Here is a 17837-nt window from a genome sequence, read left to right on the forward strand (position 1 = left end):
CGATCCGGCCGCATCGCCTTTCGGCTCTCGCGGAAAGGCGTGGCCGGGCCGATAATCAGGCGGCGTGATCCGCTTACACTTCTCCGACGCCGACCTGCGCCAGGTCACGGTGGCCCAGGCTCCCGACGCCCTGCTGGAAACGGCACTCAGCGTGCGTCGTCTCCGGGGCGGGACGCCCACCGGGGGCCTCACGCGCCCCGCCCTCAGCCAGTGGCACAAAGCGATGCGGGACACCCGCCCCCGGCCCGGTGTCCTGCTCGACCTCGTTCCCCGCAACGGTTTTCTGCCGGACTTCCTTCAACAGCCGACGGCCCGGGACTTCGCCACCGCACTCGACCTCGTCACCGGAACTCCCGCCGAACAGCTGGCCCTGGATCTGGGGCTGGCGGACACGCCTGGGTGGAACGGTTCCCTGGAGCAGCCGAGTCACTGGGCGCGAGAGCTCGCGAACGGCTCACCGGCGGCACGACGGGCCCTGCAGCGCGACCTCCAGGGGTACTTCACCTCGGCGGTCGCCCCGCTGTGGCAGCGGGTGAGGGCCGACGCCATGGCCGACCGGGCGGTGCGCGCCGAGATGCTGCTACGCGGCGGGGTCGACGCCCTGCTCACCACGCTCAGCCCCACATGGAGCTGGCAGGCGCCCGTACTGACTCTCCCGTCGACGTCCCGGCACGACATCCCGCTGTGCGGCCGCGGACTGCTGCTCGTACCGTCCTGGTTCGCGGTGAGCGCCATGGTGATGTACCGGCCGGAGAAGCCGACGGTCCTGGTCCATCCGATGCTGCTCGCCGAGGAGCCGGTCTACTCGTCCGACGTGCTGGGACCACTGCTGGGCCGGACAAGGGCAGCTGTGCTCGCCGTTCTGCGCGTCCCGGCCACCACGACCGCGCTCGCCGAACGTGCCGGGACCTCCTTGGCGACGGCCAGCCAGCACGCCACCGTTCTGCGGAACGCCGGACTGGTGGACACCGCCCGGACGGGCCTGTCCGTCCTGCACAGCCTGACCCCGCTCGGACTGGCCCTGCTGACGGGTGAGGAACCGTCGTCCTGAGGCCCGCCCCGGCTCAGAGCCTGTCGGGTGACCTCTGATCGGGCGGCCACGCCCTGGCACGCACGCTTCCGGCGTTGCCGAAATGCCCTGGTAGCTCCGCTACAAGGCCATCCCGGCGCCTTGGAATCGCACGCACCATGCCGCGTCCGCTCTCCGATCGAAGGTCACCCGACAGGCTCTCAGAGGCGGAACCGACCTGATCAGACCTGACAGCTCGTACTGCGGGCGGGGTGCCGCCCGGTCGGCCCCGTTGATACGGCACTCGGCTTCCTGCGGAGCGCTCAGCCCGCCGGCTGGTGCACACCGTGTTCGAAAACCCGAATGCATTGGCCTGCGCGGTCCTGGGACCATGCCCGAATGCCCCAGCGTCTCGAACCCACAATCATCCGGAACACGTACCGCATCCCTGCCCCCGCCGGGCCCGCCGGGCAGGGAGGGGCCGCAGCACGGCAGTTCGACGCCGCGCTGATGTCCGTGGGCTTCAAGCTCTCGGCGAACCTGCTGGAGCATCTGTCGGAACTGGCCGAGGAGACGGTCGTCGACACCGCCGTGCGCACACTGGACACCGTCCGCGAGATGGCCGGCGACCACGTCCAGCACAACGTCTACTTCGCCGACTTCCCGGCCAACGTGCCAGGTCGCCCCGCAGGCTTCCGGCCGGGTCCTGCTGTCGGTCCGTGAGCACTTCCGCAACCGGACGGACGAGACGGGCGAGCCCCGCGTCTTCGTCAACCGCCTCGGCCGTGCCTGGGTCACCACCGACACCCGTCCACCCGTGCTGCCGCCCGAGCGCAAGCGCCTGATCGCCGCCCTGGACGCCGAGACGCGCCGCCGCCTCCTGGAGCCGGGGCACCTGCTGATCGACCCCGACGTCCTCGACGTCGCGCTCCCGCTCAGCGGCCAGGCGACGGCCGCCGGGCTCGGCGTGCTGCCCCGCGGCTCCCTCTCCCCGGTCGACGGGGAACTGCTCCGGTTCTTCGTCCACTGCAAGCAGACCAGCCGCACCACCGACTTCGACCTGTCCGCGCTGCTCCTGAACGCCTCGTACGGGACCGTCTGCCGGCTGTCGTACACCGCGCTCACCCAGGTCGAGGGCGAGCACTCCGGGGACGTCACCGACGCGCCCGACGGCGCCTCGGAGTTCATCAACCTGCGTCTGGGGGCTGTGCGCGGCACCTTCATCGTCCCGCAGGTCAACATCTTCTCGGGAGAGGGCTTCGAGGAGGTCAAGGAGTCGTTCTTCGGCTTCATGCTGCGCGACGCCGAACAGCAGGGCCGCCCCTTCGAGGCGCGCACCGTACGCATGAAGCCGGAGCTGCGCGGCCCGGGCAGGGTCGCGCTGCCGCTGGCGTTCCTGCGCGGGCGCGACGGCAGCTGGCGCGCGAAATGGCTGCACCTCCACCTCAAGGGCAACCCGGCTTGCAACCAGGTCGAGGGAAACCGGGTGTCGGTCGCGACGCTGCTGCGCGGCATCGTCGAGCGCGACTACCTCACCGTCCGGTATCTCACCGACCTGATGGGCGGCCGCGCCACGGCCACCACGCTGTGGGACGGCGAGACGGTCCCGGACGGCCCGGGTCCCCGGCTTCCCACCACCCGGCACGGTGCACGGTTGCACCACCCGGGAAAAAGCTGCAGGGCCCTGGTCTGAGGGCCCAGGGCCCAGGCGTGCGCATCCCGAGGGATCGAAGATGCGCACGCCACAGGGCCCAACACCCGTAACGAGGGGCACGTCACGGGGGCCACGCCCCGAGTCCGGCAGCAGACGCCAAGTACCTGAAGGCACTCTGAGCCGCCGCTGCCCCGAACGCATCAACGCGATGTCCTCGACAGAGACCGGCGAGCGGTGCGTGCGCTGCCTCCTTCGTGCGGTGAAGCTGAGAACGTGAGCATCAGAAGCGTGCACCCGGTGAGTGCGGAGCAGATCTACGCAGCCCTCGTCGCCCTGGGGGCTGAACCAGTACTGGATCCGGACGTGTGGCCCCAGGGCCCGCAGGCCGAGGACCGGCTGCGACTGCTGGGCGCCCTGCTGGCCAAGACAGAACTGGAAATCACCGCCTCGACCGGCATGGGCGGGCAACCGCTGAAGGACGTCGCCGAAGCGCTTCTCGGATGGACGGAGCAGGCAGGACCCGACTCACAGCTTTCGTCCGTCGTGCTGGCGAACCGGTTGCAGCTCACCGCGGTGCAGCTCATGGGGACCGAGGAGGAGGGGCCTCCTCGCCGGGCGGCGTCCTGGGCGGCCGTCGTGGCGGCTACGGACGCACTCAGCGCCCGGCTCTATTTCGAGCGCGGTGACATTCGGGCCACCCGGCGAGCTCTCGACCGGACGGAGGCATCGGTCATCGCGATCCTGGAGGGCTTGCATGACCTCCGCGTAGCCATCGGCGATATCGAGGATTGAAGTGCTCTCCCGGTTGATACTTGAAGCCAGGAGATTCCTGCTTACCTTGCGGCAGCGGGCTTGACGCCTTCACCCCCGCCCTGAAGGACTCTGCTGAGGAATGCGTGATTCGGGTGGTCAGGCCGCGAGCATCAGGGCTTCGAGGCGGGAGGTGCGGGTGCCGCGGAGTGGGGTGCCGGTCAGCCATCGGTCGATGCGGATGATGTTGATCGCGGTGGCGGCGAAGACGTGGCCGAGGCGGGTTGCGGGCAGGCTGCGGTAGCGGGTGCGGCGGAGTCCGGTGACGCGTACGGCCTGGGAGATCGTGCCCTCGACGCCGGCCCGGACCTTGTAGCGCTCTTTCCACTCGTCGGTGTCCTGGGCCCGGCGGGCGGCTTCGAGGCCCCGGCCTCCCGGCTGCGACCGGGCTCGGCCGCTCCGGTTCCCTGCCCGGAGCGGGCCGACGCACCGGTCAGTCGGTGCCGAACTCCATCGCGGCGCGGTCCAGCAGCTCGTCGTCGCCGGAGACCTCGCCGCGGGAGGCGATGGCCTCGGCGCCGCCCTCCGGCATGGTGCCGATCAGGCCGGTCGCCGCCTGGGCGGCGCCGATCAGCGCGGGGTGGGTCGTGCCGACGATGCCGAGGCCGGCGTACTGCTCGAGCTTGGCGCGCGAGTCGGCGATGTCGAGGTTGCGCATGGTGAGCTGGCCGATCCGGTCCACCGGGCCGAACGCCGAGTCCTCGGTGCGCTCCATCGAAAGCTTGTCCGGGTGGTAGCTGAACGCCGGGCCAGTGGTGTTCAGGATCGAGTAGTCCTCACCGCGCCGCAGTCGCAGGGTCACCTCGCCGGTGACCGCCGAGCCGACCCAGCGCTGCAGCGACTCGCGGACCATCAGCGCCTGCGGGTCCAGCCAGCGGCCCTCGTACATCAGCCGCCCGAGGCGCCGTCCCTCGTTGTGGTAGTGGGCGAGGGTGTCCTCGTTGTGGATCGCGTTGACGAGGCGCTCGTACGCGGCGTGCAGCAGCGCCATGCCGGGTGCCTCGTAGATGCCGCGGCTCTTCGCCTCGATGATCCGGTTCTCGATCTGGTCCGACATGCCCAAGCCGTGGCGGCCGCCGATCGCGTTCGCCTCCATCACCAGGTCGACCGGGGAGGCGAACTCCTTGCCGTTGATCGTCACCGGGCGGCCCTGGTCGAAGCCGATCGTCACGTCCTCGGCGGCGATCTCGACCGAGGGCTCCCAGAACCGCACGCCCATGATCGGTTCCACGGTCTCCACGCCGGTGTCGAGGTGCTCCAGTGTCTTGGCCTCGTGGGTGGCGCCCCAGATGTTGGCGTCGGTCGAGTACGCCTTCTCGGTGCTGTCGCGGTACGGCAGCCCGTGGGCGACCAGCCACTCCGACATCTCCTTGCGGCCGCCCAGCTCGGAGACGAAGTCGGCGTCGAGCCACGGCTTGTAGATGCGCAGGTGGGGGTTGGCGAGCAGGCCGTAGCGGTAGAACCGCTCGATGTCGTTGCCCTTGAACGTCGAGCCGTCGCCCCAGATCTGTACGTCGTCCTCGAGCATCGCCCGGACCAGCAGAGTGCCGGTGACGGCGCGGCCGAGCGGCGTGGTGTTGAAGTAGGCACGGCCGCCCGAGCGGATGTGGAACGCGCCGCAGGCGAGCGCGGCCAGGCCCTCTTCGACCAGCGCCTCTCGGCAGTCGACCAGGCGCGCGATCTCGGCACCGTAGACCTTCGCGCGGCCGGGCACCGAGGCGATGTCGGGCTCGTCGTACTGGCCGATGTCGGCGGTGTAGGTGCACGGGACGGCACCCTTGTCGCGCATCCACGCGACCGCGACGGAAGTGTCGAGGCCGCCCGAGAAAGCGATGCCGACGCGCTCGCCGGTGGGCAGGGAGGTGAGAACCTTAGACATGGGAAGAGTATGTATTTATCTGCATGATTATGCAAGGCGACTCCGCCGCACGACATCGATCGCCCCAGCCACCGCAGCCGGGGCGATCCAGACCCTCGCAGGATCAGAGCGTCGCTGCACCAGAGCGCTGACGAGAGGTGCTGGGCAGCGCGGTCTTCGGCGGTGGGGACCGCCCCGGCGTCCGTTCAGCGAGCGGCGAGCAGCGTGACCGTGTCGATCACGCGGTTCGAGAAGCCCCACTCGTTGTCGTACCAGGCGACCACCTTGACATGGCGGCCGTCGACGCGGGTGAGGGCCGAGTCGAAGATCGACGAGGCCGGATTGCCCGTGATGTCGGATGACACGAGCGGGTCGTCCGAGTACTCGAGTACGCCGGCCAGCGACCCCTGTGCCGCGGCGCGGTACGCCTCCAGCACTTCGTCGCGCGTCACGTCGCGCGTAACGGCCGTGTTGAGTTCGACGATCGAGCCCACCGGAACCGGCACGCGGATCGAGTCGCCCGACAGCCTGCCGTCGAGGTTCGGCAGCACGAGGCCGATCGCCTTGGCGGCGCCCGTCGTGGTCGGCACGATGTTCACAGCGGCGGCGCGGGCGCGGCGGGCGTCGCGGTGCGGACCGTCCTGCAGGTTCTGCTCCTGCGTGTAGGCGTGCACCGTCGTCATGAAGCCGTGCTCGATGCCGGCGAGCTCGTCGAGTACCGCGGCCAGCGGCGCAAGTGCGTTGGTCGTGCACGAGGCGTTCGAGACGATCGTGTGCAGGGCCGGGTCGTACGCGTCGGTGTTGACCCCGAACGCGAGCGTGACATCAGCGCCGTCCGACGGCGCAGTGACAAGCACCTTCTTCGCGCCCGCGTCGAGGTGGGCGCGGGCGGCCGCAGCCGACGTGAAGCGGCCGGTCGCCTCGAGCACGATGTCGACGCCGAGCTCGGCCCACGGCAGCTGCTTCGGTTCACGCTCGGCGAGCACCGTGATGCGACGGCCGTCGACGACGAGGACGCTTCCGTCGACCGCCACCGGGCGACCCAGCCGGCCGGCCGTGGTGTCGTAAGCGAGCAGCCGCGCAAGAGCGGCGGGCTCCGTGAGGTCGTTGACGGCGACGACCTCGAGGTCGCTGTCGCGTTCGAGCAGCGCGCGCAGCACATTGCGTCCGATGCGGCCGAATCCGTTGATGGCGATGCGAGTCATGAGCGATGTCCCTTCTGTTCGCCATCAGGTTCGCGCCCAGCATCCGCCCGCGACAGCGGCGTGATCGCCATGGTCCAAAAGGATCTCGCCACGTGATGGCGGGCTATTCGCCCTGGGTGAAGGTGCGCCGGTACTCGCTTGGCGTGGTGTCGAGGATGCGCTGGAAGTGCAACCGCAGATTCGCACCGGTGCCGAGACCGACGTCGGCGGCTATCTGCTCGACGCTCCGCTCCGAACGCTCGAGCAGCTCACGGGCCACGTCGATCCGGGCGCGCATGACCCACTGCATCGGCGTGTACCCCGTGTCTTCGACAAAGCGCCGCGAGAACGTGCGGGGCGACACCGTCGCATGCTGAGCGAGCGCATCGAGGGTGAGGGGCTCGCACAGCCGGTGCAGCGCCCACTCGCGGGTGGCGGCGAACCGTTCGCCGAGCGGCTCGGGCACGCTGCGCGGCACATACTGCGCCTGGCCGCCGCTGCGGTAGGGGGCCGCGACCAGGCGCCGGGCCGCGTGGTTCGACGCGGCAACCCCGAGGTCGCCGCGCAGAATGTGCAGGCACAGGTCGATGCCCGAGGCGGCGCCGGCCGACGTCAGCACGCTGCCCTCGTCGACGAACAGGACATTCTCGTCGACCTGAACGAGCGGATGCTTCGCCACAAGCGCCCGCGTGTAATGCCAGTGGGTCGTGGCGCGCTTGCCGTCGAGCAGGCCCGTGGCGGCGAGCGCGAACGCGCCCGTCGAGATGGCGGCAAGCCGCGCACCCCGATCGTGGGCGGCGGTCAGCGCGTCAATGACGGCCTGCGGCGGGTCGTCGCGGTCCGGGAACCGGTAGCCGGGGACGAAGACGATGTCGGCCCACGCAAGCGTGTCGAGCCCGTGGGTGACGTAGTACGACAGGCCGTCGCCGCCGGTCACGAGGCCGGGTGCCGCGCCGCACACCCGCACCTCGTACGGCATGCTCGCGCGGGTCGTGAAAACCTGCGCAGGAATGCCGACATCGAGCGGCTTCGCACCCTCGAGCACAAGGACGGCGACGCGATGAAGGCGGGAGGCTGGCACGGGAAAGAGGGTACGCGGGGGTGCGGCTTCGATACGCCGGCTCCGTGGGCAGGTCAGATGAGATGAGGTGCCGAGGAGTGCCCGATGCTCAAAAAAGCGTGACACCCACACTTACTGCGCAACTTCAATCACGCTTGGGCAGAAACTATGGGCCCCGCCCGAGCCGCTGTCAATGCCACGCCCGACCCCTGTTTTCCCGCCGTCCGCCAGCTGATCCGGCTTGCCTGCCGCCTCATCTGCGACCGTCCCACCCTCCACGGGTGCACACTCGTGCGTGAATGACGCCCTTTGCGAGCACGTGCAATCATGATTGCCCGCGCCCTGCAGTCCGGGGCACCCAACGTGCTGCCTTGGAGGCTCCCTTGACGCTCGCAGCCATCGGCCCGATGCTCTCCGACGGCCGGGCGCACCACCGCCCCGTCGCCGCCTTCGACGCCCACACGTTCGAGCACCTGCAGGCGATCGTGGCGGGGGCAGAGCTGGCGGGCCGCGGTGTGATCATCCAGATCGGCGAGACGGCGGTGGACCATCACGGTGGGCAGCTCGCGCCACTCGCCCGGGCCGCCGCCGAGATGGCGCGCACTGCCACCGTGCCGGTCGGGCTCCACCTGACGAAGGTGCGCAGGACCGCACTGCTCGCCCAGGCAGCGCACTGTGGCTTCGGCTCGATCATGTACGACGCCGGTCATCTCTCCTACGTCAGAACCGTCGCCGTGACCCGGGACGCGGTCTCGTGGGCGCACGAGCAGGGGCTCTGGGCGGAGGCGGAGTTGATGGACACCGGGGACCGCGGGGCTCCGCGTGCCGCACGGATCGGCACGTCGCCCTGTCCACACGGAGCGCACCTCGCCCCCGGGACAGCCCAGGAGTTCGCCGACGCTACCGGCGCCGACGCACTTGTACTCAGCGGCGAAAGCCACCCCTTCGGCACCTGCACGGCGGATGACCACCGCTCGCTGCTCGCCGGGCTGCGGACAGCGGTGAACGTGCCTCTCGTCCTGCGGGAGTTGTCCGCGGCGAACGCAGCAGAACTGAGGGCAGCGGTCGTCGCGGGCGTGGCCAAGCTCGGCTTCGGGCGCGCTCTCGACGCCGCGATGACGCGGGCGCTGCGCGACAGGCTCGCGGCGGGTGGCACGCAGGACCCAGCCGTCTACCTCGCTGCCGCCCGCCGGGCGATGGCGGACGTGGTCGCCAACCTCATCCAGACCCTGGAGGGCCCGGACGCCGGGACGAGCCCGTGCACCCCTGCCGGAAAGCACCACGCCGGACGGCATTGACGGCCTGACGGGCCGGCTTGGCGGGGGTTTCCAGCGTCGTGAGCAGCTGCAGGGCGGCGCCGGGCCGGGAGTGGTTTCGTGATCAGCCGTCGAGCCGGCTGCGGTAGTGCATGGGGGGCGACGCGAAAGGGGACCCTGGTCCGCCCGGTACCGGAAGAATCCGCCCGCCGGCCGATCTCGGAAAGGCGCTCCGACACGGTGAGTGGAGCACCCGGAACCTCACCGCAAAGCCCTCTGCCGGACCACTGCGAGCAGAGGGCTCTGCGTGCATCGGGCCCTCCGCCGTGGCGCGTGTACGAGATCGGCCGAGGTGGAGAGATGGGCTCTCAGCGCTTGGTGGTGCTGTTGAACAGCGAGCGCGACCAGACGTAGCCGACCAGGGCGATGCCGGCGCACCAGGCGAGCGAGATCCAGCCGTTGTTGCCGATCTCCGAGCCGGAGAGCAGGCCGCGCAGCGTCTCGGTCATCGGCGTGAACGGCTGGTTCTCGGCGAACCAGCGCAGGCCCGGCGACATCGAGTCGGCCGGCACGAACGCGGAGCCGAGGAACGGCAGGAACTGGACCAGCAGTGGCTTGTTGCTCGCGGACTCGACGGTCTTGGAGATCAGGCCGAGCGCCGCCGACAGCCAGGTCACCGCGAACGCGATGGCTGCGAGGAGGCCTGCGGCGGCCAGCCACTCCAGTGGGCTCGCGTCCGACCGGAATCCGACGGCGAGCGCGACGCCCACGACCAGGACGATGCACACCATCGTCTGGATGACGCTGCCGATGACATGCCCCGTCATGAACGACGAGCGTGTGATGTTCATGGTGCGGAAGCGGTTGATGATGCCCTCGGTCATGTCGGAGCAGACCGCGATCGAGGTCGACATCGAGCCGGCGGCCACCCCCATGATGATGATGCCCGGTGTCAGGTAGTTCAGATACGCGTCCCGGCCGCCGCCCATGCCGGCGCCGATCGAGTCACCGAAGGCGTACACGAACAGCAGCAGCATCAGGATCGGCGTCATGGCGCTGCCGAACCCCACGGCCGGATAGCGGATCGCGTGCTTGAGGTTGCGCCGCAGCATCGTCATCGAGTCGTGCACGGTGTAGGTGAGGGTGCTCATCGCAGGGTCTCCTTGACGTGAAGCGGGGAGCCGGTGCCGGTCTTGGTGGTGCCGTCGCCGGTCAGGGCGAGGAATACGTCGTCGAGGTCGGGGGTGTGCACGGAGAAGTCGGCGGCCCGGATGCCGGCGGCGTCGAGCCGGTCGAGCAGGGCGCGCAGCGCGTCGAGGCCACTGTCGCCCGCCACGCGCAGGGCGAGGTTCTCGTCGTCTCGGGCCGCGCCGGGGAAGGCGGCGGCCGCGCGCTCGTACTCGGCGGTGTCGGTGAACCGCAGCCGTACGTGGCTGCCGGGGATCTGCGCTTTGAGTTCGTCGGCGGTGCCCTCGGCGACGATCCGGCCGCCGTCGAGCACGGCGATCCGGTCGGCCAACTGGTCGGCTTCCTCCAGGTATTGGGTGGTGAGGAAGACGGTGGTGCCGCCCGCGACCAGCGAGCGCACCGTGTCCCACATGGTGCGGCGGCTGCGTGGATCGAGCCCGGTCGTCGGCTCGTCCAGGAAGATCACCTGGGGGTCGCCGACCAGCGTCATGGCGAGGTCGAGCCGGCGCCGCATCCCGCCGGAGAAGGTCGCGGCCCGCTTGTGCGCGACGTCCGCGATGTCGAACCGCTGAAGCAACTCCTTTGTACGGGAGCGCCCTTCACGCTTGCCGAGGCGCAGCAGGTCGGCCATGAGGAGCAGGTTCTCCTCGGCGGTGAGCAGGTCGTCGAGCGCGGCGAACTGCCCGGTGACGCCGATTGCGGCGCGCACCGCGTCCGGTGACGTGGTGACGTCGTGGCCCGCGACCTGGGCCTGCCCGCCGTCGGCGGCGATGAGCGTGGACAGGATCTGCACGGTGGTGGTCTTGCCGGCGCCGTTGGGCCCGAGCAGTGCGAACACGGACCCGGCCGGGATGCGCAGATCGATGCCGCCCAGCACGGTCTTGTCGCCGTACGACTTGCGCAGACCGACGGTGGAGACGGCGGCGGGCGACTGCAGACCGTCACCCCGCCTGGGCGTGGGCATGACAGAAGAAGGCATGGAACCCTCCCGTTCGAAGGCTGAAGTGACTGGGGGAGTGGGCGAGTTGGCGGGACCAGTGCTCAGGCCCGGGCGCGGAGCACGTCGATGTTGCCGTTACGGGTCCGGGCGCGAACCTCGACGGTGTCCTCGGTCTTCTGCGGGGTCTCGGAGGCGGTGAGCGTGTTGCGCACCTGCCCGGAGCCGGAGCTGGCGTCGATCCAGGCGGCGGTGCCCTCGCGGATGCCGACCTCGATGGCGCCGTAGGAGGTCTCCAACTGGACGGTGCCGCGGGCCACGTCGGCGACGCGCAGGGTGCCGTGGGCGGTGGTGGCGGCGACCGAGCCCTCGGCGCGCGCGATGTCGATGTCGCCGTGGGCGCCGCTCACCCGCAGGTCGCCGGTCACGGCGCCGACGGTCGTGGTGCCGTGCGAGTTCTTCAGGACGGCGGGGCCGTCGACGGCGCCGACGCGCAGGCTGCCGGAGCTGGTGGTGATCTCGGCCATGCCCTCGACCCGGTCGACGGTGATCGAGCCGTGGGAGGCGGTCAGCTGGAGCGGCCCGGTCGCCTCGAGGCGGACGTCACCGGACGAGGTCTTCACGCGGACCTCACCGAGCCGCCCCTCGCCGAGCACCTGGGCCCAGGCGCCGGTCATGTCGACGCGCGAGCCCGTGGGCAGTTCGACCGTCACGTCGACGGTGCCGGTGCGCCCGAAGAGATTGCGCGGCCTGGGCGTCCTGACCGTCAGGGCGCCGTTCGCGTACGTGACCTCGGTCTGGTCGGCCGACCGCACGTCCTGATCCCGCTTCGGGTCGCGGGGTTGCACCTCGACGACCGTGTCGAGGCGGTCGCCCGCGGTGAACCGGATGGAACCGGCGTACACGTGGGCGGTGGCCGAAATCGGTTCGGGAGTGTCAAAAGAAGGCATGGCTGTCCCGTCCTCTTGAGTCTTCGGGTCGTCCCCGCTGGTGGGACGTGGTGTGGGTGAAGTGGGGCGGACGCGGGCGCGGCTAGCGCACCCAGCCCGTGAAGTGCTGTCCGATGGTGTGGGTCTTCTGCGTCGTACGCGGCCGCGTGCCGCCGTCGACCGCGGCCGACACGGCCCGCACCAGCCACGCGTTGACCGACAGGCCCTCGCGGCTCGCGGCCTCCTCGGCGCGCGCCTTGAGGTGGGCCGGCAGACGCAGATTGACGCGGGCGATGCCGCCCTCGTCGCCGTCGGCGGGCGCCTGCGCCTTGAGCGGTTCGACGGGCGCGGCGACCGCTTCCGTGGGGCCGCCGTCGGCGGGCGGCGGCGTCACCACGAAGTCGGGGTCCAGCCCGCGCAGCCGTACGTCGACCGAGCCGGGGGCGAGCTCGCGGGTGATCTCGTCCATCGCGGCGGAGAGCACATTGAGCATGGTCAGACGGGTCGCCGACTCCAGAGGAGCGGTGAGCCGCTCGGCCAGCTCGCGGGCATCTTCCCCGCCCGCTTCGGCGGCCACCGCGAGTTCGCGGCGCAGGGTGTCGACATACGGAGTGAGGTCCATGACGTTATGATGGCACCATCATGGCACCATGCGCAAGTCTGAGTGGCGCCTTATGGGGGGGGCGGGCTTGAGGGTGGCCGCCCTGAGCTGGCAAAAGGCGAAGGGGTCGACCTGAGTCATTGTGGCGCCATGCGTGCCCATGTGCTTTCCGGAGCGTGGAATGATGTCGTGCGGCACCGGATGATGCCAAGTGGTGCCACCCGGCACCATGTGGTGCCATGCGATGTCTACCCGGTAGGTAGGCGTCCTCGCAGCTCAGTGGCTGTGACTCGGCACTGCATCGATCGCAACACCTGTGGTGCCAAGGCGTGTCACCCGGCTGGCCCGGGACTCCAGGTAGCGTTGCTCGGCCATGCTGGCGGTGGACTTCGCGGCGCGCCGGTAGTGCTCGTACGCCCCGGCCGTGTCGCCGGTCCTCTCCAGCAGATGCGCCCGCACGGACAGCAGCCGGTGGTGCCCGGCCATCCGCTCGTCACTGTCCAATGTGGACAGCAGGGCCAGCCCGGCCGGCGGGCCCTCGGTCTCGGCGAGCGCGATCGCCCGGTTGAGGGTGACCATCGGGTTGGGCGCGATCCGTTCCAGAATCAGGTAAAGGGTGTGCACCTGCGGCCAGTTGGTCTCCTCGGCCGTGGCCGCGTCGGCGTGCGTGGCGGCGATGGCGGCCTGCAGCTGGTATGACCCCAGCGCCGGGCCGGCCAGCGACGCCTTGACCAGCTCCAGCCCCTCGTCGATCAGCCCGCGGTCCCACTTCGCACGGTCCTGCTCGTCCAGCGGCACCAGGTCGCCGGCCGCCGTCGTACGCGCCTGACGGCGGGCGTGGGTCAGCAGCATCAGCGCGAGCAGCCCGGTCACCTCGCCGTCCTCGGGCAGCTGCGCGTGCACCATCCTGGCCAGCCGGATCGCCTCGTGCGCGAGGTCGGCGCGGTGCAGCTCGCTGCCCGAGGAGGCGGTGTAGCCCTCGTTGAAGATCAGGTAGAGCACGTGCAGGACGACTCGTAGCCGCTCCTCGCGCTCCGCGCCGTCCGGCAGGCTGAACGAGCTGCCGGCGGCCTTGATGCGCTGCTTGGCCCGGCTGATCCTGGCCGCCATCGTGGCCTCCGGCACCAGGAACGCGCGGGCGATCTCGGCAGTGGTCAGGCCGCCGACGGCCCGCAGCGTCAGGGCGGTCTGAGAGGCCGCGGTCAGCGTCGGATGGCAGCACAGGAACAGCAGGACGAGCGTGTCGTCGGTGTCCGGTACGTCCTCGGGCACCACCTCGGTGGCCGTCGCCGACTCCCGCTCGCGGCGCGCGTGGTCACTGCGCATCTGGTCGATGAGCCGCCGGGACGCGACAGTCACCAGCCAGCCGCGCGGGTTGTCCGGCACTCCCTCGGCCGGCCACTGCACGGCGGCGGCGAGGACGGCCTCCTGCACGGCGTCCTCACACCCTTCGAACTGGGCGTGCCGACGTACCAACGTGCCGAGGACCTGCGGCGTGAGCTCACGCAGCAGGTCCTCGAAGTCCGGTGCTGTCATGCCTCCAATTGTCCGTCAGCGAACATCACCTGCCGCACCTCGACCCCCAGACCCTCGATCGCGGTGTCCGGGATCTGCGCTGCCAGCTCGATCGCCCGATCCTTGTTCTCGCAGTCGATCAGGTAGAAGCCGCCCAGATACTCCTTGGACTCCAGGAAAGGGCCGTCGGTCACCACCGGCTGGCCGCCTCGTACGGACACCACAGCGGCCTGTGACGGGTCGACCAGCGCCTGCGTGGTGATCAGCTCGCCGGACGTCTTCAGTACCTCCATGAACTTGCCGTGGCCGTCGCCGATCGCCGCCTTCTCCTCGTCGGTCAGCGCATCGATCACGGCCGGGTTGATATGCATGCTGATCAGGAACTTCATCTCGTGCTCCTCGTGGTTCGCGAGCCCCGGCTGGGCCCTTCGCCCGGTTGGTCGGAGCCGCCGCCGTTGTCTTGACATCCCCGCCGACACGTTCGCATGAGTTTTTCGCCGTCGCATCGCCCGGACCGTGAAGTCGTCATGTCCGGTGACACCTCACCGTGGGTGACGCCCCACAGTGGCGGACGCGAGAGATTTCCGTCCGTACCGATGTCAAGAAGCTCTCGACCGCTCCGACCAACCGGCGAAATGTCGAGAGAACAGGGAGTTTCGGATATGCGAGTCAACCGGGCATGGCTGGGACTGGTCGTCCTCATGCTGCCGACATTGCTCGTCGCGATGGACATGACGGCGTTGCTCCTCGCGCTCCCACGGCTGAGCGCCGACCTGGGTGCCACCAACGTCCAGCAGCTGTGGATCAGTGACAGCTACGGACTCATGGTGGCCGGCCTGGTCATCACGATGGGTACGCTCGGCGACCGGATCGGCCGCCGACGGCTGCTGATGATCGGCGCAGCGGCGTTCGCGGTGCTGTCGGTCGTGGCCGCCTTCGCGGTCAGCCCGCTGATGCTGATCGTCGCGCGTGCGCTGCTGGGCGTCGCCGGCGCGACCCTGGCGCCGTCCACACTTGCCTTGATCACCAACATGTTCCGCGACGAACGGCAGCGCGGGCAGGCCATCGCGATCTGGGCGACCTGCCAGTTCACCGGCGGCGCGCTCGGACCCGTACTCGCCGGATTCCTGCTCCAGTACTTCTGGTGGGGATCGGTGTTCCTGGTCGCCGTGCCGGCGATGGCGTTGCTGCTGCTCGCCGGGCCGGTCCTGCTGCCGGAGTTCCGCAGCGACCAGGCCGGCCGGCTGGACCTGGCCAGTGTCGGTCTTTCGCTCGTGGCGGTGTTTTTGATGATCTACGGCATCAAGCAGCTGACCGACGAGAGCGTGCCAGTCGTGCCGGCGGTGGCCCTCGTCGTCGGCGCAGCCATCGGATTGCTGTTCGTACGCCGGCAACTGCGGCTTCAGACGCCGCTGCTGGACCTGCGGCTGCTGCGCAACCGCCCGTTCACGGCCGTACTCGTCGCGCTGGTCTTCGCCGGCATCGCCATGGCTGGTACGGGCCTGCTGGTGACCCAGTACCTGCAGAGCGTGCTGGGCTTCTCGCCGGTCGCGTCGGCGGTGCTGTTCGCACCCATGGGCCTGGGCGTGGCGGTCGGCACCATGGCCGCGCCGGCGCTGGCCCGGCGGATGAAGCAGACGACCGCGATCGCCGGCGGGCTGGTGGGGTCGGCGCTGGGCAGCCTGCTGCTGGTCGGCATCGACACTGCGAGCGCCCTGCCGCCGGTGATGATCGGCATCGCCGTACTGGCGCTGGGCACCGGCCCCCTGTTCGCGCTGGGCACCGGGCTGGTCGTCGGGTCCGTGCCGCCGGAGCGCGCCGGCTCGGCGGCGTCGATGTCGGAGACCGGCAACTACTTCGGCGGTTCGCTCGGCTTCGCGCTGCTCGGCGTGGTGGCCGCAGTGGTCTACCGCAGCCGGATGGACGGCACGTCCGACTCGCTGGCCGGCGCAGTCGCCGCCAGCCAGCACCTTCCCGCCGGCCAGGGCGCGGAACTGCTGCACACCGCACGGGAGGCGTTCACCGCCAGCCTGCACGTCACCGGCGTTGTCGCCGCGGTCATCTTCGCCGGGCTGGCCCTGCTGATCCTGACCATGCGCCCGGCAACCCGGACCACCCCGGCCGCACTCCCCGACTACGAGGCGACTCGCTCGTAGAACCGTTCCTAACCAGTGTGCGTAAGTGAGTCTTGGACCCACTGTTGCGTGCTGGGCGCATCCCGAACGGTTTTGGATGCGCTGGGTTCCCGCTTTCGCTTCCCCCTCGGCGACGGTCCTCCAGGGGGCCGGTCCGTTGTGGGTGGGCGGGTTCCCTCACGCCCCCGGTCACCTGGTCCGGCCTGGACGGTCCGATGCCCCGCACGATCACTCCGGTCGTGCGGGGGCGGTGCCGTCCGACGCCGGACCGGGTGTCCGAGGGCGCGTCGACCGATCGCGATGCCCGCGGCATCGTGACGGGACATCTTTCGGTGGGGGGTGGCCAGCGGTTTCTGCCAGTGCCGGCCACCCCACTGGGAGGTGTAGGCGGGGTCGACCGCGATGATCGCGAGACCGTGTTCGGCGGCCATGGACACGAGCCGGGCCTTGAGCTTGCCGGTCGGGATGCCGGAGATGAGCTGCCGGAACCGTTTCCGGCGGCCGTGTTTCTCGCGGGTCTTCTCGGTGGTGAAGTCGAGGTCCTCGATGCCGATCGCGGCGACACCGACAGACTTGGCCCAGTTGATCAGGCGGGTCAGCGCGTGGCGGATCTGTGCGTCGCGGTGGCCGGCCGAACCGGACAGGTCGTAGCCGAAGCGGTGCGGGTCACCGACCGGATTGCCGTGCCGGTCGAGAAGGTAGGCGGCGAAGTGGTCGGCGTTGGTGTCGACGCCGATCATGCCCTGGGCGCGGGCAGTCTCCAACGGGATGGTCTGCACCACGGGGCGTTGCCAGGACGCGGTGAGATACCAGCGGCCTCGCTCCGTATCGAGATGGATGCGGTAGGCCACGGCCCGGTTCGCTTCGATGCGGTCGGCCCACTCCGCGCCCCGGTGCGCGAACGCCACGGTGGAGGCGAGGACGTACCGGCCGTGCCGGGCGTTGGCCAGGTGCGCGAGCGGGGCAGGCAGCTTGATGCTGACCTCGCCGTCCGGGGTGACGCGGATCGTCTCGTTCCCGAACCGCTTCCCCGACTCACCGTCAGCGGCGATGAACCAGCGCGCCGCCTCCCACCGTTCCCGCCACTGGTCTTCGGTGAGCCGGGCCTGGGTGAGATGGTGGCGGGTGTTCAGGAGACGTTTACCGCCCCGCACCACCCGCACCCGCCCGGCCTGCCAGTCGACGACAGCAGCAGCATGCCTGGCTTCCAGTGCCGCGACACGGCGGGACTTGCGGAACCACTCGCCCTTCGACCGGTAACCGCCCGCAGCCCGCTTCGTTCCGGGCTCCCCGACCGGGAGGGACAGCCGGTGCCGCAGCATCTTGATCCCGGCCGCCAGCTTGCGAATGTGCGCCGCCTGGCAACGGCGTGCGAGCGCCCACTGATCGTGCGTGGCCTTGGTGATCGCACCCGCGATCCGCGACGACGACAGCGCCGTCAGCCGCTGCGAGCGAGAGCCCGCTCCGACATGTGTTCGGCCGCCCGAGGACCAGCTCACTCATGTTGTGCGGCGGCGGGTCCAGTAGAATTTGAAGCCTGAGAACAGCGCAGTGCCGGCGATGTAGAGCGCTGCCTCGATCAACTGAAAGGGCCAGTAACGCCTGTTCGGGGGTAGGTGGCTGTCGCATGGAGATCCTGCTTCGCCAAGCAGTCGATCGTTTGCGCGAACTGGCCTGGTGTCATGCAGGTGCTGAGCTTGG

General features: G+C 70.1%; 15 protein-coding genes and 2 pseudogenes. 6 read left to right on the top strand and 11 right to left on the bottom strand.

Translation table 11 applies throughout. The annotated features are described in order from the left end of the window. Positions 1-64: 64 nt before the first annotated feature. From OH809_RS41970 to OH809_RS41985, 4 genes and pseudogenes are all read left to right on the top strand, one after another. Positions 65-1051, top strand: coding sequence for an ArsR/SmtB family transcription factor (locus OH809_RS41970; protein WP_406415651.1), 987 nt, complete (start codon positions 65-67; stop codon positions 1049-1051). A gap of 357 nt (positions 1052-1408) precedes the next feature. Beyond that, on the top strand, positions 1409-1732 hold the full coding sequence (locus OH809_RS41975; RefSeq protein WP_406415650.1) for a hypothetical protein: 324 nt from the start codon (positions 1409-1411) through the stop codon (positions 1730-1732). Further along, positions 1686-2702 (top strand): annotated as a pseudogene (locus OH809_RS41980) (hypothetical protein); the annotation flags it as partial. The gene OH809_RS41975 and the pseudogene OH809_RS41980, both read left to right, overlap by 47 nt. Before the next feature lie 234 nt (positions 2703-2936). After that, the gene (locus tag OH809_RS41985; protein ID WP_406415649.1) at positions 2937-3455 is read left to right on the top strand and encodes a hypothetical protein; all 519 of its coding nucleotides are present in this window, start codon (positions 2937-2939) and stop codon (positions 3453-3455) included. Positions 3456-3572: 117 nt separating this feature from the next. On the opposite strand, the pseudogene OH809_RS41990 reads toward OH809_RS41985, so the two are convergent. The 4 genes and pseudogenes from OH809_RS41990 to OH809_RS42005 all read right to left on the bottom strand — a co-directional run. Next, positions 3573-3821, bottom strand: a pseudogene (locus OH809_RS41990) (transposase); the annotation flags it as partial. 85 nt (positions 3822-3906) lie between these two features. Next, positions 3907-5352, bottom strand: coding sequence for an argininosuccinate synthase (argG, locus tag OH809_RS41995; RefSeq protein ID WP_406415648.1), 1446 nt, complete (start codon positions 5350-5352; stop codon positions 3907-3909). A 185-nt stretch (positions 5353-5537) separates the two neighbouring features. Next, positions 5538-6536 (bottom strand): type I glyceraldehyde-3-phosphate dehydrogenase, encoded by a 999-nt coding sequence (gene gap, locus OH809_RS42000; protein ID WP_406415646.1) that lies wholly within the window; start codon positions 6534-6536, stop codon positions 5538-5540. Positions 6537-6639: 103 nt separating this feature from the next. Continuing rightward, a complete protein-coding gene (locus tag OH809_RS42005; protein WP_406415644.1) occupies positions 6640-7596 on the bottom strand; it encodes a GlxA family transcriptional regulator in 957 nt (318 codons plus the stop codon). A 362-nt stretch (positions 7597-7958) separates the two neighbouring features. Here OH809_RS42005 and OH809_RS42010 point away from each other — a divergent pair, with 362 nt between their 5' ends. After that, positions 7959-8873: a class II fructose-bisphosphate aldolase gene (locus tag OH809_RS42010; protein WP_406415642.1), complete on the top strand. Its 915-nt coding sequence runs from the start codon at positions 7959-7961 to the stop codon at positions 8871-8873. Positions 8874-9199: 326 nt separating this feature from the next. Here the strand turns inward: OH809_RS42010 and OH809_RS42015 are convergent, their stop codons facing one another. The 6 genes from OH809_RS42015 to OH809_RS42040 form a co-directional block, all read right to left on the bottom strand. Then, a complete protein-coding gene (locus OH809_RS42015; RefSeq protein ID WP_406415641.1) occupies positions 9200-9982 on the bottom strand; it encodes an ABC transporter permease in 783 nt (260 codons plus the stop codon). Beyond that, a complete protein-coding gene (locus OH809_RS42020; protein ID WP_406424660.1) occupies positions 9979-10983 on the bottom strand; it encodes an ATP-binding cassette domain-containing protein in 1005 nt (334 codons plus the stop codon). The genes OH809_RS42015 and OH809_RS42020 overlap by 4 nt, the downstream gene beginning before the upstream one ends. A 77-nt stretch (positions 10984-11060) precedes the next feature. Continuing rightward, positions 11061-11906, bottom strand: a complete 846-nt coding sequence (locus OH809_RS42025) for a DUF4097 family beta strand repeat-containing protein (protein WP_406415639.1) — start codon at positions 11904-11906, stop codon at positions 11061-11063. An 82-nt stretch (positions 11907-11988) separates the two neighbouring features. Further along, a complete protein-coding gene (locus OH809_RS42030; RefSeq protein ID WP_406415637.1) occupies positions 11989-12507 on the bottom strand; it encodes a hypothetical protein in 519 nt (172 codons plus the stop codon). A gap of 255 nt (positions 12508-12762) precedes the next feature. Further along, positions 12763-14022: an RNA polymerase sigma factor gene (locus OH809_RS42035; RefSeq protein WP_406415636.1), complete on the bottom strand. Its 1260-nt coding sequence runs from the start codon at positions 14020-14022 to the stop codon at positions 12763-12765. Then, a complete protein-coding gene (locus OH809_RS42040; RefSeq protein WP_406415634.1) occupies positions 14019-14390 on the bottom strand; it encodes a YciI family protein in 372 nt (123 codons plus the stop codon). Before OH809_RS42040 ends, OH809_RS42035 begins: the two co-directional genes overlap by 4 nt. A gap of 273 nt (positions 14391-14663) precedes the next feature. Between OH809_RS42040 and OH809_RS42045 the strand changes: the two genes are divergently transcribed. Next, the gene (locus OH809_RS42045; protein ID WP_406415633.1) at positions 14664-16157 is read left to right on the top strand and encodes an MFS transporter; all 1494 of its coding nucleotides are present in this window, start codon (positions 14664-14666) and stop codon (positions 16155-16157) included. A gap of 8 nt (positions 16158-16165) precedes the next feature. On the opposite strand, the gene OH809_RS42050 is transcribed toward OH809_RS42045, so the two are convergent. Then, positions 16166-17635, bottom strand: coding sequence for an IS200/IS605 family accessory protein TnpB-related protein (locus OH809_RS42050; RefSeq protein WP_406415631.1), 1470 nt, complete (start codon positions 17633-17635; stop codon positions 16166-16168). Between the last annotated feature and the right edge of the window lie 202 nt (positions 17636-17837).

The organism is Streptomyces sp. NBC_00873 (assembly GCF_045207415.1).
Taxonomy (GTDB): domain Bacteria; phylum Actinomycetota; class Actinomycetes; order Streptomycetales; family Streptomycetaceae; genus Streptomyces.

Coding starts and splice junctions, on each gene's coding strand:
- OH809_RS41975 (WP_406415650.1), top strand. CDS start 1,409: ATGCCCCAGCGTCTCGAACCCACAATCATCCGGAACACGTACCGCATC.
- argG (WP_406415648.1), bottom strand. CDS start 5,352: ATGTCTAAGGTTCTCACCTCCCTGCCCACCGGCGAGCGCGTCGGCATC.
- gap (WP_406415646.1), bottom strand. CDS start 6,536: ATGACTCGCATCGCCATCAACGGATTCGGCCGCATCGGACGCAATGTG.
- OH809_RS42015 (WP_406415641.1), bottom strand. CDS start 9,982: ATGAGCACCCTCACCTACACCGTGCACGACTCGATGACGATGCTGCGG.
- OH809_RS42020 (WP_406424660.1), bottom strand. CDS start 10,983: ATGCCCACGCCCAGGCGGGGTGACGGTCTGCAGTCGCCCGCCGCCGTC.
- OH809_RS42025 (WP_406415639.1), bottom strand. CDS start 11,906: ATGCCTTCTTTTGACACTCCCGAACCGATTTCGGCCACCGCCCACGTG.
- OH809_RS42030 (WP_406415637.1), bottom strand. CDS start 12,507: ATGGACCTCACTCCGTATGTCGACACCCTGCGCCGCGAACTCGCGGTG.
- OH809_RS42035 (WP_406415636.1), bottom strand. CDS start 14,022: ATGACAGCACCGGACTTCGAGGACCTGCTGCGTGAGCTCACGCCGCAG.
- OH809_RS42040 (WP_406415634.1), bottom strand. CDS start 14,390: ATGAAGTTCCTGATCAGCATGCATATCAACCCGGCCGTGATCGATGCG.
- OH809_RS42045 (WP_406415633.1), top strand. CDS start 14,664: ATGCGAGTCAACCGGGCATGGCTGGGACTGGTCGTCCTCATGCTGCCG.